The organism is Streptomyces sp. RP5T (assembly GCF_003933965.1).
In the GTDB taxonomy this organism is placed as follows: Bacteria; Actinomycetota; Actinomycetes; order Streptomycetales; family Streptomycetaceae; genus Streptomyces.
Genome location: NZ_RSAJ01000022.1, coordinates 11,318 through 34,841, shown reverse-complemented (window position 1 = coordinate 34,841; position 23,524 = coordinate 11,318). Strand labels below are relative to the sequence as shown.

General features: G+C 71.3%; 22 protein-coding genes and 1 pseudogene. 8 read left to right on the top strand and 15 right to left on the bottom strand.

The annotated features are described in order from the left end of the window. From EHS43_RS04440 to EHS43_RS04415, 6 genes and pseudogenes are all read right to left on the bottom strand, one after another. Positions 1-765, bottom strand: a pseudogene (locus tag EHS43_RS04440) (phosphatase); the annotation flags it as partial. Next, positions 749-1,834, bottom strand: coding sequence for a SpoIIE family protein phosphatase (locus EHS43_RS04435; RefSeq protein WP_125189200.1), 1,086 nt, complete (start codon positions 1,832-1,834; stop codon positions 749-751). The pseudogene EHS43_RS04440 and the gene EHS43_RS04435, both read right to left, overlap by 17 nt. Beyond that, a complete protein-coding gene (locus EHS43_RS04430) occupies positions 1,831-2,274 on the bottom strand; it encodes an anti-sigma regulatory factor (protein WP_125189204.1) in 444 nt (147 codons plus the stop codon). The genes EHS43_RS04435 and EHS43_RS04430 overlap by 4 nt, the downstream gene beginning before the upstream one ends. Continuing rightward, complete coding sequence (locus EHS43_RS04425) at positions 2,274-2,693, bottom strand: STAS domain-containing protein (RefSeq protein WP_125189199.1); 420 nt, start codon at positions 2,691-2,693, stop codon at positions 2,274-2,276. The genes EHS43_RS04430 and EHS43_RS04425 overlap by 1 nt, the downstream gene beginning before the upstream one ends. Next, positions 2,690-3,589, bottom strand: coding sequence for an STAS domain-containing protein (locus tag EHS43_RS04420; RefSeq protein ID WP_125189198.1), 900 nt, complete (start codon positions 3,587-3,589; stop codon positions 2,690-2,692). Before EHS43_RS04420 ends, EHS43_RS04425 begins: the two co-directional genes overlap by 4 nt. Before the next feature lie 134 nt (positions 3,590-3,723). Continuing rightward, positions 3,724-4,896 carry a PP2C family protein-serine/threonine phosphatase gene (locus EHS43_RS04415; RefSeq protein ID WP_125189197.1) on the bottom strand — a complete coding sequence of 391 codons (1,173 nt, stop codon included), beginning with the start codon at positions 4,894-4,896 and terminating at the stop codon, positions 3,724-3,726. A 183-nt stretch (positions 4,897-5,079) separates the two neighbouring features. Between EHS43_RS04415 and EHS43_RS04410 the strand changes: the two genes are divergently transcribed. Continuing rightward, positions 5,080-5,514, top strand: coding sequence for a MarR family winged helix-turn-helix transcriptional regulator (locus EHS43_RS04410; RefSeq protein WP_125189203.1), 435 nt, complete (start codon positions 5,080-5,082; stop codon positions 5,512-5,514). Between the two features lie 335 nt (positions 5,515-5,849). Here the strand turns inward: EHS43_RS04410 and EHS43_RS04405 are convergent, their stop codons facing one another. From EHS43_RS04405 to EHS43_RS04395, 3 genes are all read right to left on the bottom strand, one after another. Then, positions 5,850-8,162 carry an FdhF/YdeP family oxidoreductase gene (locus EHS43_RS04405; protein ID WP_125189196.1) on the bottom strand — a complete coding sequence of 771 codons (2,313 nt, stop codon included), beginning with the start codon at positions 8,160-8,162 and terminating at the stop codon, positions 5,850-5,852. Positions 8,163-8,230: 68 nt separating this feature from the next. Then, positions 8,231-8,851 (bottom strand): SRPBCC family protein, encoded by a 621-nt coding sequence (locus EHS43_RS04400; protein ID WP_125189202.1) that lies wholly within the window; start codon positions 8,849-8,851, stop codon positions 8,231-8,233. A 235-nt stretch (positions 8,852-9,086) separates the two neighbouring features. Continuing rightward, positions 9,087-9,977, bottom strand: coding sequence for an NAD(P)-dependent oxidoreductase (locus EHS43_RS04395; protein ID WP_125189195.1), 891 nt, complete (start codon positions 9,975-9,977; stop codon positions 9,087-9,089). Between the two features lie 124 nt (positions 9,978-10,101). Here EHS43_RS04395 and EHS43_RS04390 point away from each other — a divergent pair, with 124 nt between their 5' ends. Next, positions 10,102-10,698 (top strand): TetR/AcrR family transcriptional regulator, encoded by a 597-nt coding sequence (locus EHS43_RS04390; protein ID WP_125189194.1) that lies wholly within the window; start codon positions 10,102-10,104, stop codon positions 10,696-10,698. Between the two features lie 59 nt (positions 10,699-10,757). Here the strand turns inward: EHS43_RS04390 and EHS43_RS04385 are convergent, their stop codons facing one another. Together EHS43_RS04385 and EHS43_RS04380 are read right to left on the bottom strand one after the other, a co-directional pair. Next, the gene (locus tag EHS43_RS04385; protein ID WP_125189193.1) at positions 10,758-11,297 is read right to left on the bottom strand and encodes a GNAT family N-acetyltransferase; all 540 of its coding nucleotides are present in this window, start codon (positions 11,295-11,297) and stop codon (positions 10,758-10,760) included. Between the two features lie 61 nt (positions 11,298-11,358). Next, positions 11,359-11,940 carry a TetR/AcrR family transcriptional regulator gene (locus EHS43_RS04380; RefSeq protein ID WP_125189192.1) on the bottom strand — a complete coding sequence of 194 codons (582 nt, stop codon included), beginning with the start codon at positions 11,938-11,940 and terminating at the stop codon, positions 11,359-11,361. A gap of 116 nt (positions 11,941-12,056) precedes the next feature. Between EHS43_RS04380 and EHS43_RS04375 the strand changes: the two genes are divergently transcribed. From EHS43_RS04375 to EHS43_RS04360, 4 genes are all read left to right on the top strand, one after another. After that, the gene (locus EHS43_RS04375) at positions 12,057-13,067 is read left to right on the top strand and encodes an NADP-dependent oxidoreductase (RefSeq protein ID WP_125189191.1); all 1,011 of its coding nucleotides are present in this window, start codon (positions 12,057-12,059) and stop codon (positions 13,065-13,067) included. Between the two features lie 39 nt (positions 13,068-13,106). After that, positions 13,107-13,349: a DUF5302 domain-containing protein gene (locus EHS43_RS04370; RefSeq protein WP_125189190.1), complete on the top strand. Its 243-nt coding sequence runs from the start codon at positions 13,107-13,109 to the stop codon at positions 13,347-13,349. 157 nt (positions 13,350-13,506) lie between these two features. After that, positions 13,507-14,385, top strand: a complete 879-nt coding sequence (locus tag EHS43_RS04365; protein WP_125189189.1) for an LLM class flavin-dependent oxidoreductase — start codon at positions 13,507-13,509, stop codon at positions 14,383-14,385. A 407-nt stretch (positions 14,386-14,792) separates the two neighbouring features. Beyond that, positions 14,793-15,113, top strand: coding sequence for an acetyl-CoA synthetase (locus EHS43_RS04360; protein ID WP_125189188.1), 321 nt, complete (start codon positions 14,793-14,795; stop codon positions 15,111-15,113). A 46-nt stretch (positions 15,114-15,159) separates the two neighbouring features. Here EHS43_RS04360 and EHS43_RS04355 read toward each other — a convergent pair whose 3' ends face one another. From EHS43_RS04355 to EHS43_RS04345, 3 genes are all read right to left on the bottom strand, one after another. After that, on the bottom strand, positions 15,160-17,814 hold the full coding sequence (locus EHS43_RS04355) for a glycosyl hydrolase (protein ID WP_125189187.1): 2,655 nt from the start codon (positions 17,812-17,814) through the stop codon (positions 15,160-15,162). Between the two features lie 177 nt (positions 17,815-17,991). Then, positions 17,992-18,480, bottom strand: a complete 489-nt coding sequence (locus tag EHS43_RS04350) for a TetR/AcrR family transcriptional regulator (RefSeq protein WP_125189201.1) — start codon at positions 18,478-18,480, stop codon at positions 17,992-17,994. A gap of 168 nt (positions 18,481-18,648) precedes the next feature. Continuing rightward, the gene (locus tag EHS43_RS04345) at positions 18,649-19,713 is read right to left on the bottom strand and encodes an alpha/beta fold hydrolase (protein WP_125189186.1); all 1,065 of its coding nucleotides are present in this window, start codon (positions 19,711-19,713) and stop codon (positions 18,649-18,651) included. A 215-nt stretch (positions 19,714-19,928) separates the two neighbouring features. Between EHS43_RS04345 and EHS43_RS04340 the strand changes: the two genes are divergently transcribed. Continuing rightward, entirely contained in the window at positions 19,929-21,371 is a 1,443-nt protein-coding gene (locus EHS43_RS04340) for an aldehyde dehydrogenase (protein ID WP_125189185.1), read from the top strand. Positions 21,372-21,549: 178 nt separating this feature from the next. Further along, positions 21,550-21,747: a hypothetical protein gene (locus tag EHS43_RS04335; protein ID WP_125189184.1), complete on the top strand. Its 198-nt coding sequence runs from the start codon at positions 21,550-21,552 to the stop codon at positions 21,745-21,747. A gap of 75 nt (positions 21,748-21,822) precedes the next feature. On the opposite strand, the gene EHS43_RS04330 is transcribed toward EHS43_RS04335, so the two are convergent. After that, positions 21,823-23,505 carry a dolichyl-phosphate-mannose--protein mannosyltransferase gene (locus EHS43_RS04330; RefSeq protein WP_260470380.1) on the bottom strand — a complete coding sequence of 561 codons (1,683 nt, stop codon included), beginning with the start codon at positions 23,503-23,505 and terminating at the stop codon, positions 21,823-21,825. Positions 23,506-23,524: the final 19 nt, after the last annotated feature.

Below are 23,524 nucleotides of genomic sequence, written 5' to 3'. Positions count from 1 at the left end.
GGTGCGGGCGGCGGCCACGGCGGCGGCCGAGTGCTCCCGCACGTGGTGCGATGGCTCGTCGTCGGGCCGCTCCTCGTACTCCTCCTCGTCGAAGAGCCAGACGTCGAGACGCTCCGCGTACTCCGGCACCAGCATGTCGGAGAGGCGGCGCAGGATGGCCGTATGGCTGAGGGAGGACGTGATGGCGGCGCTGGCGTCGCCGAGGAAGGTCAGCAGGCGCCGGGCCCGTTCCGCCGCGGTGCGTGCGGTTCGCTCGGCCTCCAGGAGTTCACGCTGGGCGCGTGCCGCGGCCTCCAGGTCGGCGTGCAGTGCCAGGACGCCCTGGTTGGTGTGGTGCAGTTCCTCCCGGTGGAGCCGGACCAGGTTCTCCTGCTCGTCGAGCAGCCCGAGCACCGCCGCGGTGTCCTCGTCGGCGCACAGCAGGGCCTGCGGCACCGCGGACGCGGTACGGCGACTCCCGCGGGCGGGCGGGTGCGGCAGCGAGCAGCTCAGGGCCTGAGTGTCCGGCTCGCCGGCGCCGGCCGGGCTCAGGGACACCTCCAGCCGGCCCGGCTGCCCGGGGCCGGACTGCCGGACGTGGAGCCGGAGTTCCCACGCACCGGCGCCGCCGACGCAGTCGCGCAGACGTGCGGTCAGTGCCGTCAGGAAGCGGGCCCGTTCCAGCACCGGAGTGCCGCCGTCCGCCGCGAGGCGGCCTACGGCGGCACGGGCCCGGGCCGCGTCGGCGACCGACGCGATCTTCCAGACGTCAGGGGGTACGGTCATGCGGGTCCGTCCGGGGGTCAGGAGCAAGTACGGCCACACTGGCGTCGTCGCGCAAGGGCCGGGCGGCGCTCCCGGCGTCCCTGAGGACGACCGCGGCCACCACGGCGGGGTCGTGGGCGCCGAGCCGGGGGTCCTCGGGCGGCACCCAGCGGCTGGGGAGTCCGTCGCTGTGCAGGACCAGCAGACTGTCCGGCGTCCACCCATTCTCGCGCACCGGGACGGTGGCGGGGAAGTGGGCGCCGACGATGCCCGGGTGCGAGATGAGCGGCTGCCACGCGCCGCCGGTGCGCAGTCTGGCGCCGATGTTGCCGACTCCGCCGAACGCGAGCCGCCCGGTGTCCTCGTCGAGCTGTGCGACCCCGACCGCCGCGCCCCGCGTGGCCCGCAGCGCGGTGTGCAGCCGCCGCAGGATCTCGGCGGGAGCCAGTCCCGCGCACCGGCGCAGTTCCGCCACGGCGGCCGTGGACGCGTCGGCCGCCTTGTCCCCGTGGCCGAGCCCGTCCACCAGCATCAGGGTGAGCAGTGGCCCGGAGCGCACATGGCTGAAGGCGTCGCCGGAGTGCTCGGCGTGGGCGAGGGAGGTGGTGATCCCGCCGGCCCTGGTGCCCGTACGGGAGCGCACCCCCCGGGAACGCCGGCCGCCGGGCCTGCCCGCCGGGGCGATGCGTGCCACCGCGACGGTGCCCCGGCCCGGACTGCTGTGCAGGTCGAACTCGCTGGAGATGCGCCGACAGGTGCCCAGGCCCGCGCCGAGGGAGGAGGAGGCGGTGCTGTGGCCGTCGCGCATCGCCGCCGGGACGTTGTCGATGCCCGGGCCGTGGTCGAGCGAGGCGATCTGCACGCAGGGCACGTCCTCGGCGAGCGTGTCGGAGGGGGCGGCCAGATGGATGAGGACGCGGCCGCCGCCGGCGTGCTTGACGAGGTTGGTGGCCAACTCGGTGGCCACCAGCGCCGCGACCGCCGTGGCGTGCGCGTCCAGTGCCGCCCGGGCGCAGGCGGCTTCGGCGGCGACCCGTACGTCCCGGACGCGGGTGCTGTCCTGGACCGGGATGTCCCACACCCTGCTCAAGGGGCACCCGTGCGGGGCGCGGGCAGGCCGGTGACCCAGTCGGTGATGGTGACGGTGGTGCCCTCGCCGGGGCGGCTGTCGAGAGCGAACTCCTTGACCAGCCGCTTGGCCCCGCTCAGACCCATGCCCAGCCCGTTTCCGGTGGTGTAGCCGTCGGTCATGGCGAGCTCGACGTCCCGGATGCCGGGACCCGAGTCGACGAACGACAACCGCAGTCCCTGGTGGGCTCCCTCCGCCAGCACCGTCATCTCCATGTGCCCGCCGCCCCCGTGGACCAGGGCGTTGCGGGCCAGTTCGCTGGCCGCGGTCACCAGCTTCGTCTGCTGGACGAGGTTGAAGCCGAGGGCGGCAGCGGTCTGGCGCACCTGTTGTCGGACCCAGGCCAGGTCCGCGTCCGAGCCGATGGGCAGACGCGTCGTCGAGGCGATGGGGGCATGCATCATGCACCCTCTTCCAGGTGTGCGGTCGGAGCTGCCGAGGTTGTGCGGCCCAGCAGGGACAAGGCCCTCTCGACGTTCAGGGCGGTCCCCAGTCCGGGCAGGGTCAGACCCATCTCGACGAGGGTGATGGCGACGGCCGGACGCATGCCGGCCAGGACGGTCCGTGCGGCCAGCAGACGAGCGCTCGCGGCGATCTCGGCCAGCACGCGGCCGAGGAAGGAGTCGACGATCTCCACCCCGGAGATGTCGATCACCACGCCGTTCACCGGTGTCGAACTGGACGCGATGCGCTGCGGGATGTCGTGCTGGAGCTGTTCGGCCGCCCCGTCGTGCAGCTCGCCCTGCAGGGTGACCAGCAGGACGTCCCCCAGCGCCAGCACCGGTACCGGGCCGGTGTGCGTGGCGGCGAAGCCGGTCACCGCGGGCTCGCCGCCGTCACCGGGCGCGGGGAGACGACGATGCCCTGCTGGGTGAGCGCGTAGGCCAGCGCGTCGGAGAGGCCGGCGCGGGTGATGATCGACCCGAGGTCGATGCCGAGGTGGACGATGGTCTGCGCGATGGCGGGACGGATCCCGGAGACGATGCACTCCGCGCCCATCAGCCGGGCGGCGGCGACCGTCTTCATCAGGTGCTGGGCCACGAGCGAGTCCACGGTGGGCACACCGGTGATGTCGAGGATGGCGTACGCGGCCCGCTGGTCCACGATGGCCTCCAGCAGGCTCTCCATCACGACCTGGCTGCGAGCGCTGTCCAGAGTCCCTATCAGCGGGACGGCGACGACGCCGTCCCAGAGTTTGATGACCGGTGTGGCCACCTCCATCAGCTGCTGGTGCTGGCGGGCGATGAGCTCCTCGCCCGCGCTGACCGTCGTCTCCATGATCACCAGTCGGAGCGTGGCCGTCAGGACCGCCAGCGCCTGCGCGCACGCGTCCCCCCGCGCCTCGTCGGCGGTGTCCTGGAACTCGGCCGGCAGCAGCGCGGTCACCGGCTCGCGCAGCTCCGCGACCTCGCCGGCGATCTGCACCGGCGTGAACCCGGCCCGGGCCCGGGCCGCGGCCATCCGGCCGAGCTGGTCGCGCACGGTCTCGAAGCCCGGGGCGTCGACGTCCTCCAGCCGCCCGGAGCGGGCCACGTCGGCCAGGGCGTCCACCACCGCCTTGCACGCCTCGACCGCCTCGTCCCGGGAGACGGTGAAGACCGTGCGGAACAGGGCGGCGTCCGCCCAGCGCTGGGCGATCTGCTCGCGGCGTCGCTCCAGAAAGGCGCCCAGCTCCTTCGCCGTCTCAAGGGCTGTGTCGTGCTGCGCCACCTGCATCGTCTCCCTGCCTGCGAGGCCGTTCCGGCCCGCCGAGCGGTCAGGCCATGTGGCAATTATTGCCGCATGGCAAACGTTAACGCGTGCGTGTGCGGTGAACAACATGCCCCCACCGCCACGGGGCCGGCCCGCCCTCAGTCGACCCGCGGCCTGCCGTGCCAGTCAAGACACACGACCAGCGCGTCGTCGTCCGGCATGGCCTCGCCGCGGTGGCCGGTCAGCTCCCGCAGAATGGCGCGCGGCACCTCGGCGGCGGGCAGCAGCCGGGTGGAGTGGATGGCCCGGGCCAGCGCCCCCTCGCCGTACGCCTCGCCCCTGGGGGAGGCCACGTCGTGGACTCCGTCGCTGACGAAGACGAGCCGGTCGCCGGGCTCGGCCCGGAAGTCCTGCGCGGCGTAGTCGGTCTCCTCGAACATGCCGAGCGGCAGCTGGGCGTCGAACTCGACTCGCTCCACGGAGCCGTCGCGCAGCCGCAGCAGCTGCGGGGAGCCCGCGTCCACGACGGTCGCCCGGCCGGTGGCCAGGTCGAAGTCGAACATCAGGACCGACAGGTAGGACCGCCCCCGGTAGTGGGCGTAGACGGCCTGGTCGGCCAGGGCCGCCTGGTCGGCGATGGGCAGTCCGGCCCGCCGGGCGTTGCGCAGCGCGTTGATGGCGAGGTTCGTCAGCAGGGACGCCTCTATGCCCTCGCCCATGCCGTTGGTGACGTACAGCATCAGGTGGTCGGCGGTGGCGGACCAGTCGAAGTTGTCACCGAAGATCGCGTAGGCCGGCTCCAGCTGGGCACCCAGCTCGTACTCGGGGCGGGAGCAGGCGCGCCCGGGCAGCAGCTGCCACTGCATCTCCGCGGCCAGCGTCAGCCGGTCCTTGCGCCGCGCCTGGAGGTACAGGTCGGTGTCGCGCTCCGCGACGACCACCTCGTGGCCCAGGACGTCGGCGATGTCGGCCAGCTCGGACTCCCACTGCTGCGTGGCCTCGCCGTCGGGCAGGGTCACGGACAGCACGCCGAGCCGGTCGCCGCGCACACTGACCGGCAGATGCAGACATGTGCGCCCGTCGCGCCCCGTCTCCCGGTGCGGCTTCTGCGAGCCGAAGGCGCGGCCGACCGGACTGTTGTGGACCGACACCGGCTCCAGCGTGTGCGGCAGCACCGATACCGGCTGGAGCACACTCAGGCTGTAGTCGGCCATGAACAGCTCGACGTCGTGCGCGCCGTACTGCTCGATCAGCACGGCTCGGACGGCGTCGAGCAACTCGTGGGGGGCCGCTGTACGCAGAGCGCGTTCAACGGCCAGATATCTCTTCATGTGGGAAAAACACCTGTCCTTCACGGGACGACGTACGGGGCCGCTCACGAGGCGGGCCCGCTTCGACCGTCCCGGTCCTGTGTGGTCTGGGAACGCGCCTAGTACGCTGACAGGCACCCCAGTGCCTGCGAGAGTGTGATCGTGACTGCCTTCCGCCGCCCCGAGCCCGATGAGGTCGCACGCGTGACCACCACGGCCGTCGAGCTGCTGGAGGTCGTGTGGGGCCGGGCCTCGACCGCGCCCACCTCCGCGTCACAGCTCAGGGTCCTGCACATCCTTGAGCACCACGACGGCATCAACCTGCGCACGCTCGCCGAGTCGCTCGCCTCGACCCCGCCGTCCACCAGCCGGCTGTGCGACCGGCTGGTGGCGGCCGGGTTCGTCGAGCGGGTCGTCAGCGAGGAGAACCGGCGGGAGGTGCGGCTGCACCTCAGTGGCCGGGGCCGCGCCTTCCTCGTCGACCTGCGTGGCCGCAGGGAGAGGGAGTTGCGGACCGTGCTGGCGGACATGCCTGCCGACAAGCGGGTCGCACTGCTGGAAGGGCTGGAGGCGTTCTGCGCCGCCGCGGCGGCACAGACGCACGACGAGGCGAGGGGTTCCGACAGCAGGACTGCCTGATCCGCCGATCGCGCCGTCGGCGCAGTGGTCTCCGCCCACCGGAGCATTCCGGGTCCTTCCCTGTACGTCCGACACGGTCACTGTGTTGCTACCCGGCTTTCGCGGTCAAACGGCAACAGTCGTCTGACGCCCTTACCTGAATCCGCTTACCCCGTCGCGCCGAGTTGTTCGGGGGGTGTGCCCTATGTCTCTCGATTGAGGGAAGCCGCGCATGCGGGGAGCGATCCGGGGAAGGCGAGGTGGGTTTCGCTGTTCGCGCGGAAGCCGCCGACGAGCCGGACACCGTGACGGGAGGTGTCTGCGCCGCAGGGCGGGCCCGGTGGGGGTGCCGATGTTCAGGCCGAGGCGGGGGTCGGCCGGTCCGGGGTCGGTTCCAGGCGTACGACGATGCCCTTCGACGTGGGCTGGTTGCTGATGTCGGCGACGCTGTCCAGCGGCACCAGGACATTGGTCTCGGGGTAGTAGGCGGCGGCCGAACCCGGCGCGGTCGGGTAGGGGACGACCTCGAAGTCCTGTGCGCGGCGCTCGATGCCGTCCGCCCAGACACTCACCAGGTCGACGTGGTCGCCCTGGGCGAGGCCGAGGCCGGCGAGGTCGGCCGGGTTGACGAGCACGACGTGGCGGCTGCCGTGGATGCCGCGGTACCGGTCGTTGAGCGTGTAGGGGATGGTGTTCCACTGGTCGTGCGAACGCAGGGTCTGCAGCAGCAGATGGCCCTCGGGCGCCCTCGGGACGACCGGCTCGTTGCGGGTGAACAGCGCCTTGCCGACAGCGGTGTTGAACACGCCCTCGTTGACGGGGTTGGGCAGCTGGAAGCCACCGGGGCGCGTCACCCGCGCGTTGAAGTCGTGGAACCCCGGCACGATGCGGGAGATGTGGTCGCGGATCGTGCCGTAGTCCCCCTCGAACCGGTCCCAGGGGATGTCCGGCTTGCCGTCGAGGGTGCGGCGGGCGAGCCGGCACAGGATCGCGACCTCGCTCAGCAGCTGGTGGGAAGCCGGTTCGAGGCGCCCCTGGGAGGTGTGAACCTCGCTCATGGAGTTCTCCACCGTGACGAACTGCTCGCCGTCGGCCTGGACGTCGCGTTCGGTACGGCCGAGCGTCGGCAGGATCAGCGCGGTGTCACCGCACACGGTGTGCGACCGGTTCAGCTTGGTGGAGATGTGGGCGGTCAGCCGGCACGAACGCATCGCCTCCTCGGTGACCTCGCTGTCGGGAGCGGCGCGGACGAAATTGCCGGCCAGCGCGAGGAACACCTTGACGCGGCCCTCACGCATCGCCTTGATCGAGTTCACCGAGTCGAGGCCGTGCGGGCGCGGCGGGTCGAAGCAGAACTCCTTCTGGAGCGCGTCGAGGAACGAGTCCGGCATCTGCTCCCAGATGCCCATCGTGCGGTCGCCCTGGACGTTGCTGTGGCCGCGCACCGGGCAGACGCCGGTGCCCGCCCGCCCCAGGTTGCCGCGCAGCATCATGAAGTTGACGATCTCCCGGATGGTGGGCACGCCGTGCTTGTGCTGGGTGATGCCCATCGCCCAGCAGACGACGACGCGTTCGCTGCGCAGGACCTCGTCGCGGACCTTCTCGATCTCCTCGCGGGTCAGCCCGGTCGCCGCGCGCACGTCGTCCCAGTCGACGGAGCGGGCGTGCTCGGCGAACTCCTCGAAGCCGGCGGTGTGCGCGTCGATGAAGTCGTGGTCCAGGACGGTGCCGGGCCGGGCGTCCTCGGCCTCCAGCAGCAGGCGGTTGAGGGCCTGGAAGAGGGCGAGGTCGCCGCCGGGCTTGATGTGCAGGAAGCGGTCGGCGATCTGGGTGCCGCGTCCGACGACCCCGCGCGGCTTCTGCGGGTTCTTGAAGCGTCGCAGCCCGGCCTCGGGCAGCGGGTTGACCGCCACGATGCGGGCGCCGTTGCGCTTGGCCTCCTCCAGGGCGGTCAGCTGGCGCGGGTGGTTGGTGCCGGGATTCTGCCCGACGAGAAAGATCAGCTCGGCGTGGTGGAGGTCGTCGAGGCTGACGGTGCCCTTGCCGGTGCCGAGCGTCTCGCTCAGGGCGAAGCCGCTGGACTCGTGGCACATGTTGCTGCAGTCGGGCAGGTTGTTGGTGCCGAAGGCGCGGGCGAAGAGCTGGAGGACGAAGGCGGCCTCGTTGCTGGCCCGGCCCGAGGTGTAGAAGACGGCCTCGTCGGGGGAGGAGAGCGAGGTGAGTTCGCTCGCCAGCACACCCAGGGCCTCGTTCCAGCCGACGGGCTCGTAGTGGTCGGAGCCCGGCCGCTTGATCATCGGCTCGGTGAGCCGGCCCTGCTGGTTGAGCCACATGTCGGAGCGGGCGGCGAGGTCCGGGACACTGTGCTCACGGAAGAAGTCGGCGCTGATCCGGCGCTTGGTGGCCTCGTCGTTGATGTGCTTGGCGCCGTTCTCGCAGTACTCGTTGCGGTGGCGCTTCCCCGGTGCCGGGTCCGCCCAGGCACAGCCGGGACAGTCGATCCCGCCCACCTGGTTCATGGCCAGCAGGTCCACCCCCGTCTTGCGCGGGGACGTCTGCTCCAGGGAGTACTCCAGCGCGTGCACGACAGCGGGAACCCCGGCCGCCCACTTCTTCGGTGGTGTCACGGAGAGGGTGGTCTCCGGCTCCTCGCCGGGCGGGTTCTGCATCGCATCGCCTTTCTCTTGCCGCGACTCGCGCGCCGCGGCCGCTGTGTCCTGCGCGTCCGGTCCGCGGGTCAGCCGACGGGCCACTGGGCCACGCGGCTCCTCGGCGGTTCCGGGTGGTCGTGCTGTACCCGGCCGTTGCGGATGGTGCCCCGCCAGGCGCCGCCCGCCTGGCCCAGCCCTTCGATGAACTGCTTGAAGTTCTGGAGTTCGCGGCGCACCAGCCGGGCGGTCACCTGCGTGACCTTGGAGGAGCCGGTGAGGCGTTTCGTGGCCCCCCGCGGTTCGAGGAGCATCCGGACGGTGATCGCCGTGCCGCCCGACTCCGTCGGCCGGAACTCGACCTCGCCCTGGTGGGAGGGGCGCTGCTCCAGACCGCGCCAGGCCAGGTAGGCGTCGGGGTCCTGCTCGACGATCTCCACCGCGAAACGGCGGCGCAGCGGCCCGTAGCCGATGGTCCAGGCGGTCACGGTGGGCCTGACCTGCTCCACGCCGTGCACGACGCTCGAGAAGCGGGGGAAGGTCTTGAACTGCGTCCACTGGTCGTACGCCGTCCGCACGGGCACCGCGACCTCGACCGTCTCCGCTATGTGCTGCCGCCGCAGGGGCCGGCGGCGCGTGACGCCGTCACCGTCGGGGCGCATCCCCGGCGTGTTCGGGACGGCCTGCTGGGAGTCGTGTTCAGGCGCCATCATGGTCTCTCCTCCGGGAAGGACACCGGGCGTCGCGCTCCCCGGCCCCCTTCGTGCGTCAGGGCTCCTCTACCGGTTCCCACATCGGCGTTTTCGAGTCGTCCCGATCGGGGCCGCCCCCCGAACGGTCCAGGGAGGGCGAGAGCCATGGGCGGAAGGGTGCGGTGAAAGCGGAGGGGCCGCCATGGGGGCCGGCACCTTCGGGTCGGCGTTCACGCCTCGCCGGGTCCTGCGATCACCGCACGGACGCCTGAGTGCCGTCGGTCCGCGCCTCCAGGGCGTGCAGGACGGCCACCATGTCCTCGTCGCCGTGGCCCTGCTCGACGGCCTCCACGTACAGGGCGTGACAGGCGTCGAGGAGCGGGGAGGACAGGCCGGCCTTGCGGGCGGCCTCGGCGATCAGGCGGTTGTTCTCAAGGACGTTGGTCGCGGCGGCCTGCACGGTGAAGTCGCGGGCCAGCAACTTCGGCCCCTTGACCCGGGACACGGCACTGGCCATCGGGCCCGCGTCCAGGACGTCCCGCAGCAGGCGCCGGTCGAGTCCGTGGCGCTCGGCGAAGTGGAACGCCTCGGTGAGCCCCGTGACGAGGGTGATCAGGAACAGGTTCACCGAAAACTTCATCAGCAGCGCGCCGGGCACCGCACCGCAGTCGAACGTCTCCCGGCACATCGTGGCCAGCAGGGCACGTACGGCTGCCACGGCGTCGTCGTCGCCCGCCGTCATGCCCACCAGCTCACCCTTCTCGGCGGGGATGCGGGACCCGGAGACGGGAGCCTCGACGTACCGTCCGCCCGCCGCCCGGACGGCGTCCTGGAGTGCGGCCGAGTACTCGGCCGAGGTCGTGCCCATGTGCACGACGGTCCGTCCGGCCACCAGAACTGCGAAGTCCGCGGTGCCTCGCCCCAGTACGGCGTCCACGGCGGTCCCGTCGGCCAGCATGAGGAACACGGTCCCGGCCCGCCCGAAGACCTCGCCGGGGCTCTCGGCCACCTCGGCTCCGGCGGCCCGCAGGGCCTCGCTGCGGCCGGGAGTGCGGTTCCACACGACGAGAGGTGTCCCGGCCCTGGCGAGGTTGAGGGCCATGGGCTGCCCCATGGTTCCGAGGCCGATGAATCCGACGTACACGGGGCACCGCCTATCCGGCTCACAAGGAGGCCGTCGAGCGCATTATGACAGCGGTCATAGTAGGCGAGGCTATGACGGCGGTCATAGAGTGAGTGCCGCACAGAACCTGACGTGGAGGTCGGCGATGGCGGGGTCCGAGAGGGGGGCTCGGGAGCGGATGGTCTTCAGCGCGGCCCAGCTCATCCGGCGCGACGGGGTCGCCGCGACCGGCATGCGCGAGGTCGCCGCCCATGCCGGTGCGCCGCGCGGTTCGCTCCAGCACTACTTCCCGGGCGGCAAGGAACAACTGGTCAACGAGGCGGTGCAGTGGGCGGGCCGGTACGCGGGCAACCGGGTGGCCCGCTTCCTCGCCGCCCTGCCCGAACCGACACCGAGCGGGCTGTTCGCCGCGATGGTGCGCCAGTGGACCGACGAGTACGAGGGTTCCGGCTTCGCCGGTGGCTGCCCCGTCGCCGCCGCCACGGTGGACTGGGCGGAGTCGACCGCGTCCACGCGGGCTGCCGCGGCGGAGGCGTTCGCGACCTGGACGGGTCCGGTGGCCGGGGCGCTGACCGGCATGGGCGTGCCCGTGGAGCGTTCCGGCGCGTTGGCCACTCTCATGGTCAGTTCCCTGGAAGGGGCGATTCTCATGGCACGGGCGCAGCAGGACGTACGTCCTCTGACGACCGTGGCCCGTGAACTCGGCCCTCTTCTCGACGCGGCGGTGCGCCGGGAGGACTGAGCGGGGCCGGGCTGCCGCGGCGGACCGTGAGCGCCCTCAGGCAGGCCCTGGTGAGCGGACTACGTGGCCGGCTTCCACACGCCCATCCACTGTTCGGCGTCCCACTTCTGGAACCGTTCCAGCTCGGTGAACCCCAGTGTCGCCGCGAGCCGCATCGAGCGGTGGTTGGCGGTCTGGGTGTAGAGCACGACGGGCACTCCGGGACACGCTCGCGCGAACCAGCCGAGTGCCGCCGTACATGCCTCGGCGGCGTAGCCGCGCCCCCATGCCTCCGGCAGGAGCAGGTAGCCGAGCTCGGCCTCCCCGCCGTCCGGCCGCACCCGGCCGCGCCGCTCGGCCTCGTGCCGACTGACCTCGACGGTGCCGATCATCGCCCCGTCGCGCTCGATCACGAAGTGACCGGTGCGCCGCCCGGGTGTCTCGGGCACCGAGCGTTCGAGCTCGGCACGCGACTGCGGACCACCGAGGTAGGTGTGCACCTCCGGAGAGGAGAGCAGCTCGACGAATGTGGCGCGGTCCCCGGCCTCGGACTCGCGGAGCACGAGCCGCTCGGTTCGGATCGGGCCAACTGGCCATGCTGCGGTGCCGAGTTCAGTCATGCCGGCCAACGTATCGTGTGACGGCGACGGCGACGGCGACGGCGACGGAGACCGGTCCCGGCTAGGGCGCCGGCGTTGCCGAATCCTCGGCGCCCCCTGGGCTTCTCAGGATGGCGCTCGCGACCACGTCGAAGAGGTGAGCGGAGCGGTCGGCGAGCGAGGGCTGGTCGCTGAGCCAGGCGAGTGACCCGGCCAGGGCGAACAGGTCGGTGCCGTCGATGTCGGTGCGCGCCACGCCCCGCTCCTGTGCGCGGACGAGCAGCCGCGTGCCGGCGGCGCGCATCGCGACGCACGAGGCGTGCAGCGCGGACTCCGGGTCCTCGATGGCCGTCACCATGAGCGCCACGACACCGCGGTAGTTGTGCGCGCAGGCGACGAAGTCCCGCAGCCACGAGGCCAGGGCGTCGTCCGGTTCCGCCGCCGTTTCGAGGTCGGCCGCCTGCGCCGCCAGTTCGTCGAAGCTCGTGCGCAGCAGCGCTTCGAGCAGTGCCTCCCGGGTCGGGAAGTGGCGGATCAGCGTGGCCAGTCCGACGCCGGCCCGGCGTGCGATGTCGCGCAGCGACGCGTCGACGCCCTGCTCGGTGATGACGGTGCCCGCCACGGTGAGCAGGTGATCGCGGTTCTTCCTGGCGTCGGCGCGCATGTGCCCCTCTTGGTTGACGATCCGGATCAGTGGTCCATATATTCGGATCAGTGATCCGGATAACTGGAGCGCTGATCCGGATAAGCGTATCCCGCAACACGGACAGGAGAGAAACGATGCCGGCACACACGATGAGGGCGATCCGTCTGCACGAGTTCGGAGGCCCCGAGGTGCTCCGCCATGAGGAGGTACCGGTCCCCGAACCGGGCCCGGGAGAGGTGCTCGTGCGCGTGCATGCCGTGGGCCTCAACCCGCCCGACTGGTACGCCCGCGAAGGCATGCCCGACGTGCCTCCCGAACTCAAGCCCCCGTTCCACCTTCCCCTCACTCCGGGAACCGACGTCTCGGGAACCGTGGAAGCCGTCGCCCCGGACGTCGAGGACCTCGCCGTAGGGGAAGAAGTGTTCGGTCTGCTGCGCTTCCCCACCTCACTCCAGGCCGGCGCCTACGCCGAGTACGTCGCCGCGCCGGCGTCCGACCTCGCCCGCAAGCCGGTCTCCGTCGACCATGTGCGGGCCGCCGGTCTGCCCATGTCGGGGCTGACGGCGTGGCAGTTCCTGATCGAGCTCGGGCACGACCACCCCTCGCCGTTCCAGGCGGCCCCGCACCGCCCGATGGCGCTCGACGGCGGGACCACCGTGCTCGTCAACGGTGCCGCCGGGGGCGTGGGGCATCTCGCACTCCAGCTGGCCAAGTGGAAGGGGGCCCGTGTCATCGCCGTGGCCTCCGGTGGCCACGAGCCGTTCCTGCGTGAACTCGGTGCGGACGAGTTCATCGACTACACCAAGGTCAGGCCGGACGAGGTCGCCCATGACGTCGACCTCGTCCTGGATGCCGTCGGAGGCCCCGACAGCAGGCGCTTCCTGCGGACCGTCAAGCGCGGCGGGGCGCTCTACCCGGTGTACTTCGGCGCGTTCGACGACGAGGAGAACGCGAGGCTCGGTGTCACCGTCACCGCCACCCAGGTCCGCTCGAACGGCGCGCAGCTCGCCGAACTCGGTCGCCTGGTCGACGCGGGGACGATCCGCGTCGCGATCGACAGCACGTTCGCGCTCAAGGACGCCCAGGCGGCACACGAACGCGCCGCTCGAGGGCACATCCGGGGAAAGATCGTGCTGACGGCATGACAAGCTGTGCTTCCCACTGCCCGAACCCAGGAGGTCACGATGACCGCAGAAGCTGCATCCCCAGAAGGTTCGGAGCCGGCTGAGCCCGAGACGTCAGCGCTCGCGCCCGACAGCGACGGCAACTACGACCTCAAGCGCAAGTTCCGCGAGGCCCTGGCCCGCAAGCGCGGCGCGGAGGCGGACGCCGCCGACCTCGCGGCCAACCCCAACGCGTCAAAGATCCGTGGGACGCACGGCCCGGCGTCGAGCCAGCGGTCCTTCCGCCGCAAGAGCGGGGGCTGAACCGGACCCCGACCGGCCCTGACACCTCTGTGAACGCTTCCGGGCACCTCACCTACCAAGGTGAGGTGCCCGACGCGCTCCCGGACGCCGGAGGTACTCGTCCACCGGCACCGATACACCGTTGAACGATCTGTCACCGCCGCATAGGTTCCCGCCTATGACGAAGGTACGGATCGGTGTGATGTACGACCGCGACTGGGCCCCCGAGGGACTGCCCGGGTTCGCGCGGCAGGCCGAGGCGCTCGGCGTGGACGACGTGTGGGTGGTCGAGGACCTCGGATGGAACGGCGGGGTGTCCGCCGCCGCCGTGGCCCTGGGAGCCACGGAACGCATCAGGGTCGGCATCGGCATCGCCCCCGCACCACTGCGCAGCCCAGCCCTCCTCGCGATGGAACTGGCCACCCTGGCAAGGGTGTTCCCCGGGCGCCTCGTCGCCGGGATCGGACACGGGGTGCAGGAGTGGATGGCCCAGGTGGGCGCGGCCGCACGCTCCCCGCTGGCCCTGCTGGAGGAGACGATCACCGCGGTACGCGCACTGCTGCGCGGGGAGCGGGTGGAGCTGGCGGGGCGCGAAGTCCGCCTGGACGGTGTCCAGTTGACGCACCCTCCGGCCGAGGCCCCGCCGGTGGTCGCGGGCGTGGTGCGCGCTCGCTCACTGGAACTGTCCGGACGGGTCGCGGACGGCACCGTGATCGCGGAGGGCCACGGTCCGCACGACCTGGAGAACGCCCGCGCGCTGATCGCCAAGGGTGGTGCCGAGTCCGGCCACACCCTGACGGTCTTCGCCTTCGCCTGCGTCGGTGATGACGCCGACGAGGTGGCCCGGACCCTGCATCCGCACGTCGAGGGGCATGCCGCCTGGCTCGGCCGCCCGGAGCACGAGGTGTTCACCGTCTCCGGGAACGCCTCCCGGGCCGCCGAGCGGATCCGCGAACTCGCGACCGCCGGCGCGAACACGGTCGTCCTGCGGATCGCCGGCCCGGATCCGCTGGGGCAGCTGAAGGCGGTGGTGGAGGCGGCCGCGCAGCGGGACTGAGGTCGCGGAAGCGGGGTCGTTGCCGCGAAGGCAGGGTGTGGCCGGCCGTGGTCGGCGGCGGGCGTGCGCCACCGTCTGCCCGGGCGGTCATCCCTCTTCGGCCGCGTGGCCTCAGGGAGGCCACTGTGGAGCATGCTGGGTCCGTGGGAGCCGGGCGGCCGGGAGGTGTACGGATGCGATGGTGGGCCGGGGGTTGGCTGATCGCGGGGGCGATCGTCCTGGTGGCGTGCGGCGGCTCGTCCGGAGGACCGTCCGAGGGCGGCTCCTCGACGCCGCCGACGGGCGCGGCCACCGGCACGGCGTCCGGTGGGCCGACGTCCGCGTCGGCCTCTGCGTCCCCCTCGTCCTCCCATTCGTCCACCCCTTCCCCTTCGCCTTCCTCAGCGAAGAGCTGTGCCGCCGGGCACGTGACGGTCACCGTGTCCCCGGGTGATCCGGTCCGGCGGCAGATCTGTGTGCGGCCCGGGACCGTGGTGTCGCTCGTCCTGCGCCCCCGTACGGACGGCAAACGCTGGACCGCAGTGCGCAGCTCCGCCCCGGTGTTCGTCCTGCCGTCCGGCCGGCACGTGGACGCGGACGGCACCCTGAGAGCCCCCCTGCGGTGCGCGGACACGCGGGGTGGCGCCGCCGACATCACCACCCTGGCCAAGGAACCGGACCTGGCGGGGCCGGGCGGCGTGGCCTTCACGCTGCGGGTGAACGTGGTGCCGCACACGACGGCGGGGTGACCCCGGGACCCGGGATCACCCCTTCACCGTGACGCGCGACGGTGACTCAGCCGCAGTCCCGCACCTTGATCGTGTAGATGCCGCGGCCGTGGGTGGCCGCGTACAGGGTGCGGCCGTCGGGGCTCAGCTTCAGCTGGAGCACGGCGACTGCCGGGAGCGAACCGACGCGCTGCCAGCTCGCGCGTCCTGCCGCGCGGTAGACGACGCCCAGGTCGGTGGCGACGGCGAGACCACCGTTCGGTGTGACGACCGCGGAGTCGGCCGGTACGTCGGGGAAGTTCTTCGAGATGTCCTTCCAGGTGGTGCCGCCGTTCCTGGACTCGAAGACGTGGCCGACCCCGGCGCCCGGTCCCTCGGTCCACTGCCGCGAGAACCCGTTGACCGTCAGGTAGACGTGGTCGGCGTTCTTCGGGTCGACGGCGAAGCCGCTGAGGTAGCGATTGGGTACGGTCCCGTCCGCGCCGCCGGCGGGCAGGGTGACGTCGTGCCAGCCGGTGCCGTCGGCGTTCCCGACGGAGATGCCGCGGGCGAAGCCCTGGTTGTTGCAGGGGCCGCACCAGGCCGCGTACACCTTGCCGCCCGAGGCCGCGACGGCGGTCGCGGTACGGCCGGAGCCGAGGTCGTACACGCTCTTCCACTCCGACGCGCTGCGGATCGCGTAGCCGTGGGTCTGCACCCAGATGTGACGGCCGCCGGCGATCCAGGTCGAGCTGTTCTTCGCGTCGGCCGCGAGCGGGGCGATGAAGCGTGCCTCGCCGGTGGCGTTGTCGGGCGGGGCGACGTTGTACGACGTGGCCTTGCCCGGGTCGTCGATCCAACTGCCGTCGTTGACGGCGCAGTTCTGGGTCACCTGGACGGAGAGGTAGACGTACTCCTCAGCGATGTCGCAGCCGTTGGCGGGGTCGGTGAGGGTGTCGCCGCCGTCGCCGCCGAAGTTGGAGCCCATCACCGTGTCGTCGCCGCGCAGGACGGACTGGCCGTTGTCCTGCAGACCGCCGGTGACGGAGAAGCCGCCGTGGTCCAGGTCCTTGCCGACGCCGACCGAGTAGTACTGGAGGGTGTCGATGGTGCCGTCGTTGAGCGAGGTCCAGTCGGTGGCGTGCCCGGAGGGGTCCTGGGAGCCGTTGAGGGGGCGCTTGTAGACGCCGCCGTCGTTGCCGACGTACACGAAGCTCTTGCCGTGATAGCGGCCGATCGCCACGCCGTGCTGGTCCGAGTGGGTGGTCGGGTTGCAGTCGCCGGTCTGCTTGGCCGGGTCGATGCTCCAGCAGGGGAAACCGAAGTTCCAGTACGGGCCGACGGCCGACCAGGTGCCGCCGCCGTCCTTGGTCTCGTAGACCTCCTCCAGGCCGGCGTACACGTGCTCGGGATCGGCCGGGTCGACGGTGAGGAACTGGTTGTACCAGGCCTGCACGCCGGGCATGTAGCCCGGGGAGGTCAGTGCCGAACCGGAGGCGGCCAGGCCCTGGTAGTCGGCGATCTTCGTCCAAGGGCCAGTCGGGGAGCCCGACTTGGAGACGTAGATGCCCTCCAGGCCACTGTCGGGATTGGTGTTCAGCTGCTCGGGGGACTGGTCGATGGCGTAATAGCGCGAGCCGTCGGCGGAGCGGGCGAAGGTGACGCTGCCGACGTCGTCCGGGTCGGTCGGCAGGTCGCCGAAGCCGCTGGTGATCCTGGTCCAGGCGCCGTTCGTCCTGGTGTAGAAGCCGTTGTAGTCGTCGCCGCTGCGCCAGCCGACCGCGAGCACGACGCGGGAGGGGTTCTTCGGGTCGATCGCGATGTCGTTGGTGATGTTCTTGTAGGCGGCACTGGGGTCGTCACTCTTCGAACCACCGGGCAGGTAAGCGGGGTTGGGTGCGAACTCCAGCTTCCAGGCGCCGCTGAGCTTCTTCGTGGAGTGGCTCCACACGCCCTCGCTGGTCGCCGCCCACACCTTGCCGCCGCCGAAACGCAGCTGGTGGATGGTGGTGGACTCCAGTTCGTCGCCGCCGACGCGGCCGCGGGTGGAGAACGTGCCGTGATGCGGGTCGGACAGGACGTAGACGCCGCTGCCGAGGTAGGCGTCCGCGTTAGTCGTGGCCTCCCCGGTGCCCAGCCACAGCCGTCCGCCGCCGTCGAGGGCGAGCGCGCCGGTGGACTGGGAGGGGAGCCGGTCGCTGACGGGCTGCCAGCGCCCGCCGCCGCTGCGGGACCGCCACACCCCGCCGCCGGCACTGCCCGCGTACACGTACCCGTCGTCGTCGGCGGCCATTGCGGCCATCCGTCCGGTGACATTGCCCGAGCCGCCACTGGAGTTGGAGTCGATGTCCCGGTAGCGCGGGTCGTCGGAGTCGTACGGCAGGTCGGTGACGTTGCGCCAACTGCCGCCGGTGCGCGGCAGTTCGGCGAGGCTGCGCCACGCGGCCCCGTAGGCGCCGGGGGCGACGATGCCGGGCGAGGTGCGGGCTTCGGCGTACTGGTCCGCGCCCTCCGCGATCTCGTCCGCCTCGTTGCCGTCGTCGCCGTCGTCCTCCTTGAGCCTGGGGCTCATGGTGCCCACCGACTGGGCCCGCTCGGCGGCGAGTCGAGCGAGCGTGCGGGCTCCGAAGGGGGTGCTGTCGTGTCGGCCGGGCGCGGCGCTCGCGGGTATCGCGACGAGTCCGGCGGTTGCGGTGATGGCGCAGATCGTGAGCCATCGTCTTCTACGAGTGGGTGCTGACACCAGGTCCTCCCGAACGGGCGGTGATACAGCCGTCGGTGGAGACCCGACCACGAGGGGGACAGGGCATCCGGGGTTTGGCGAGCCTTTGACCAGAACCTGCCACTTGCAGACCTGGGCGGCCGGTCGGCCGGCCGGTTCGGGGCACGGTCGCTCAGTAGGGTCGCGCCTGCCGGTGTGTCAGGACGTCCCGAGTCCGTTGAGGAGGGTGTCGACGACGACGTCCGCCGCCTGGCCCGCGCTCAGTTCGGGCAGCTGCCGGGAGACCAGGTGCATGAGCTGGGGCAGCAGCGCGCTCGCCCAGCCCTGCGGGAGGTCCGAACGCAGCAGGCCTTCGTCGGTGGCGCGCCGGAGGAAGGTGTCGACCTCCTCGATGGCCGCGTCGCGCCGGGCGTGGACGCTGTCGTCGCTGAGCATGCGGGCGAGGTCGACGGGCCAGGTGCGGTTGACGCTGATGATGTTCTCGACGTAGCGGTGCAGGGCGACCGCGACGGGTGCCTCGCGCAGACGGGCGTCCTGGATGGCCTGCTCGATGGCGGTGAGGCGGGCTTCGTAGATGGCCGCGAGGAGTTCTTCGCGTGAGGCGAAGCGCCGGTAGACGGTGCGCCGGTCGACTCCCGCCTGGGCGGCGATACTCGCGATGCTCGCGCCCGGGTCGGCGGCGAGCATGCGTGCGCCGGTGGTCAGAACGGCCTCGACATTACGCGCTGCGTCAGCTCTCACTTCGCCGATTCTAGTGGCGGAATGTGCTGCCTGAGACGTCTAGTGCCTCGGAGGAGTGGAAGAACGAGCTGTAATCGCTATGTTGCTGTAGCGGACAGTGGGCTCGGTGTGAGGTCACCGTCGGAGATGGTCGGCGTCCACCACGGCCTGGGCGAAGGCGGTGGGCGCCTCCTGCGGGAGGTTGTGCCCGATGTCGGCGATCGTCCGGTGCAGGTAGGGACCGGTGAAGTGGCTGCGGTACGCGCTGCCGTCACCCGGTGCCGTGAACGGGTCCAGGGCGGCGTCGAGGGTGACGGTGGGGACGCCGATGGGGGGCTGGGCGGCCAGCTTGCGCTCGTGGCGGTCGTAGCGTCGGTCGCCCTCGATGAGGCTGATGCGCCAGCGGTAGTTGTAGAGGACGATCGCGGCGTAGTCGGGGTTCTTGAAGGCCTCGGCCGTGCGCGCGAAGGTGGCGTCGGAGAAGTCCCAGTTGGGGGAGACCAGCGTCCACACGTAGCGGCACAGCGCGATGCGCTGGTCGACGTTCTCCATGGCCTTCACGCCGCGGTCGGTGGCGAAGTACCACTGGTACCACCAGTTGTGCTCCACGGCCGGAAGAGCGGGCCCCAACTGCGCCTTGCGGTCAGTGATGAGGTAACCACTGGTCGACACCAGGGACTTGACCCGCTCGGGCCACAGGGCGGCGATGATGTCCGCGGTCCGCGACCCCCAGTCGAAACCGGCGAGGACCGCCTTCTCGATCTTCAGGGCGTCCATGAAGGCGATGATGTCCAACGCGATCGCGGACTGCTCGGCGGTGCGGGGAGTGTGGCGGGACAGGAAGCGGGTGCTGCCGTGGCCGCGCAGGTACGGGACGAGGACGCGGTAGCCCAGGTCGGCCAGGAGCGGCGCGACGTCGACGAAGCTGTGGATGTCGTACGGCCATCCGTGCAGGAGGACGACGACCGGGCCGTGCGCGGGGCCGACCTCGGCGTAACTGACGTCCAGGACACCCGCCTTGACGTGCTGCAGCGTGCTGAACTCGGTGTGGGTGCCGGCCGCGATGGTCGGCACCGTAGGAGCCGCGGTGCCGCTCGGACGCTGTGCGGCGGACGCCTGGGTCTGCGGGCCGGTCAGTGAGACGGCAGCCGCGCCCGCACCCAGACCGACGGCCTTGCTGAAGGTGCGCCTGTTGATCATGTGAAGTCCTCCGTGATGCGTACGAGATGACCGGCTCGCCTTTGCCGAGCCCCGGCGGGATGACCTTCGCACAGCGTTCGTCACCGGTCAAGCAGGTGACGTTGTGAGGGTGTGACCTCTCCTTGCCCAGTGCACCTGCACGAGGCGCTAGGTGCTGGAAGTGCTACATTAATGTGGCAATTAAATAGCATGCTGCACCGGAAGAGAGAAAACGCATGATCACCTACAGTCGGCTCTTCATCGGGGGCACCTGGGCCGAGCCGAGCAACCCGGACCTGCTCGACATCTCCTCGCCGCACGACCGGTCGGTGATCGGTCGCGCCGCCCAGGCGCAGCCGGCGGACATCGACCGCGCGGTCGCAGCCGCGCGGGCCTCCTTCGAGGCGGGCGAGTGGCGCCTGACCCCGCCCGCCGAGCGCATCGCCACCCTCCGGCGCTTCAACGCGCTGCGCGAGGAGAACGCCGAGAACATCGCGAACCTGATCTCCCTGGAGAACGGTTCGGCGAGCTGGTTCACCCGCGCCGGCCAGCCCGGTCTGACCCGGCAGGCGAACGCCTACCTGAAGGCGGCGGAGGAGTTCCGCTGGGAGGAGACCCTCGTTCCGTCCGACCCGGAGTCCCCGGTGCGCAGTGTGGTGCGCCGCGAGGCGATCGGCGTCGTGGCCGCTGTCATTCCCTGGAACTCGCCCTTCTCCTCGGCCACTTCAAAGATCCTCCCGGCCCTGCTGGCCGGTAACTCCGTGATCCTCAAGGTGTCTCCGGAGAACTCCCTGAGCATGGGCTTCCTGGCCGAACTGCTGGAGCGGGTGGGGCTGCCCGAGGGTGTGGTCAGCGTGCTGCCCGCGGACCGCGAGACCAGTGAGTACCTGGTCTCGCACCAGGACGTCGACAAGATCGCCTTCACCGGGTCCACCCGGGCCGGACGTCGCATCGCCGCGATCGCCGGCGAGCAGCTCAAGCGGGTGAGTCTGGAACTGGGCGGCAAGTCCGCCATGATCATCCTGCCCGACGCCGACATCGACAGGGCCGTCGCCGGCGTGCGGTTCGGCTCCCTCCTCAACAACGGCGAGTCCTGCATCGCCCAGACCCGCATCCTGGCCCCGCGCGCCCGGTACGAGGAGGTCGTGGCCGGGCTGAAGGACCTGGTCGAGTCCCTCAAGGTCGGCGACCCGAACGACCCCGACACCTTCATCGGCCCGATGATCCGCCCCGACCAGCAGGAGCGGGTGCGTGACTACATCCGGCTCGGCATCGACGAGGGTGCCCGCCTGGTCACCGGCGGCCCGCACGTCCCCGAAGGTCTGGAGAAGGGCAACTACGTCACCCCGACCGTCTTCGCCGACGTCGACAGCTCCATGCGGATCGCGCAGGAGGAGATCTTCGGCCCGGTCCTGGTGGTCATCGCCTACCAGGACGAGGACGACGCTGTCCGTATCGCGAACGACTCCGAGTACGGCCTGTCCGGAGGTGTCTGGTCCGCCGACGAGGCGCACGCCCTGGCAGTGGCCCGTCGCGTGCGCACCGGCACCGTCACGGTCAACGGGGCGTCCGTCGCCTTCGACGGCCCGTTCGGCGGCTTCAAGGCCAGCGGCATCGGCCGCGAGTACGGCGCGATCGGGCTCGGCACCTACACCGAGTACAAGACCATCACCGTCTGACGCCGCACCGTACGTACCGCACAGGGCATCGCGAACGCCGTCGGCCGCCGAGGGCGTCGGGATCCACGGTTCGCCGAGCGTCACCGGCTTGACAGGTGACGCGAGCGCGGGCAAGCTGAGACGCGTCCGGGGCGACCGATCAGGGCGCCGTCCACGAACGACGAAGTGGAGCACGGTCATGAACCAGGGGCTCAGCGCGGAAGCCGCCGAGGCGGCAGTACGGCACGCGCGATTCGGCAAGCTCCCCGAGCGCATACGTTTCGAGGACATGACCGAAGCGGCCGAGGCGTCTCCGGCCGACGCGGCGAACGGATCGTACAACCCTGAAGGCTCATGGAAGTTCTACTCCTGCCTGGCCCTCGACCTCGGTTTGTAGGCACCCGCCCGTCGCTCCGGCACCGGGGCGCCCGGTGCGGGGGCCACACGGCAGCGCCTCGACCCGTCGGCGGACTCATATCCAGGTGTCGAGCCACATCCTGGCGTGCCAGTCGGCGTAGGGAATCGTCCGGCCGGTGTAGAGCGGGAAGAAGTAGAGGAAGTTCCAGGCGATCAGCGGTACCAGCGCGCCCGCCGCCACCACACCCCGTACGCGGCGTCTGCGCGTCGCACCGGGCGGACCCGACAGCGCGCCCAGCGTCATCGCCACGGCCAGGCACAGGTAGGGCACGAACACGACGGCGTAGAAGGAGAAGACGGTCCGGTCCTGGTACAGGAACCAGGGCAGATAGCCCGCCCCCACGCCGCACAGGACGGCTCCCGCACGCCAGTCACGCCGCAGCGCCCACCGGTAGAGCAGATAGGCGAGTGCACCGCACGCCGACCACCACAGCACCGGCGTCCCCAGTGCGAGGATCGTCTGCGAACAGTCGACGGTCGTGCGACACCCGTCCACCCCGGGCTCCGGCGACTCGTAGTGGAACAGCACGGGGCGGCCCAGAACCAGCCAACTCCACGGATTGGACTCGTACTTGTGGGGTGAGTGCAGCCCCACGTTGAACACGTACACCGCATGCTCGTAGTGCCACAGGCTCCGCAGCGGCGCCGGGATCCAGGCCCATGGACCGCCGCGTCCGTCCGCCCAGTGACGGCCGTACCCGTCGTCGGACAGGAACCAGCCCGTCCAGGTCGCCACGTACGTGATGACGGCGACCGGGACCAGGGACACCAGCGACCAGGCGGCATCCCGGCGCAGCACCGCGCGGCGGGGCCGCTGCGCCCCCGCCACCCGCCGGGCACCGACGTCCCACGCCAGTGTGAGCACCACGAAGAACACGAGGAAGTACAGGCCGTTCCACTTGGTCGAGGCGGCGAGCCCGAGGAGGACGCCGGCAGCGAGTCGCCAAGGGCGCACCCCTGTTCCCGCGCGGTCGGCGATGCCTTCGTCCGGGCGCACCCGGCCGTCCTCCGCCACCGGAAGAACCGCCGCGAGCCGGGCCCGCGCGCCGTCGCGGTCGATGAGCAGGCATCCGAATGCCGCCAGCACGAAGAACGACACGACGAGATCGAGCAGAGCGACGCGGCTCATCACCAGGTGCAGACCGTCCATCGCCATCAACACCCCGGCCAGACAGCCCAGCAGCGTCGAACGGAACAGGCGGCGTCCGATGCGGCACAGCATGAGGACCGACAGGGTGCCGAGCACCGCCGACATGAAACGCCAGCCGAACGGGGTGAGGCCGAACAGCCACTCGCCCGCGGCGATCACCCATTTTCCGGTCGGCGGGTGCGCGACGAAGACCCCGCCGTCGGAGAGCGGGATCACCTGAGGATGGGCCAGGATCTGCGGGTCGGCGAGCTTCCGATCCGGCCAGGTGCCCTCGTAGCCGAGCCGCAGCATGGCCCAGGCGTCCTTGGCGTAGTACGTCTCGTCGAACACCACGGCCCGCGGATCGCCCAGCCGCCAGAAGCGCAGCACTCCCGCGAAGAGGGCCACTGCCAGCGGCCCACCCCACCCCGACCAGCGCGCCAGGCGAGCCGCCGTTCCCGGGGACAGGCCGAAGCTCAGCCACGGTCGCAGTCCTGCCTGCGGGAACGGCACCACGAGACGGTCGCGCACGGACGTACGAGGGCCTCCCGCGTATCCGAAACGCCGCAGCCGTCGTTCCCAGGAGTCCGGCTCGGGACTCGCGCGCACCTCGTGGCCGTCGATCGGT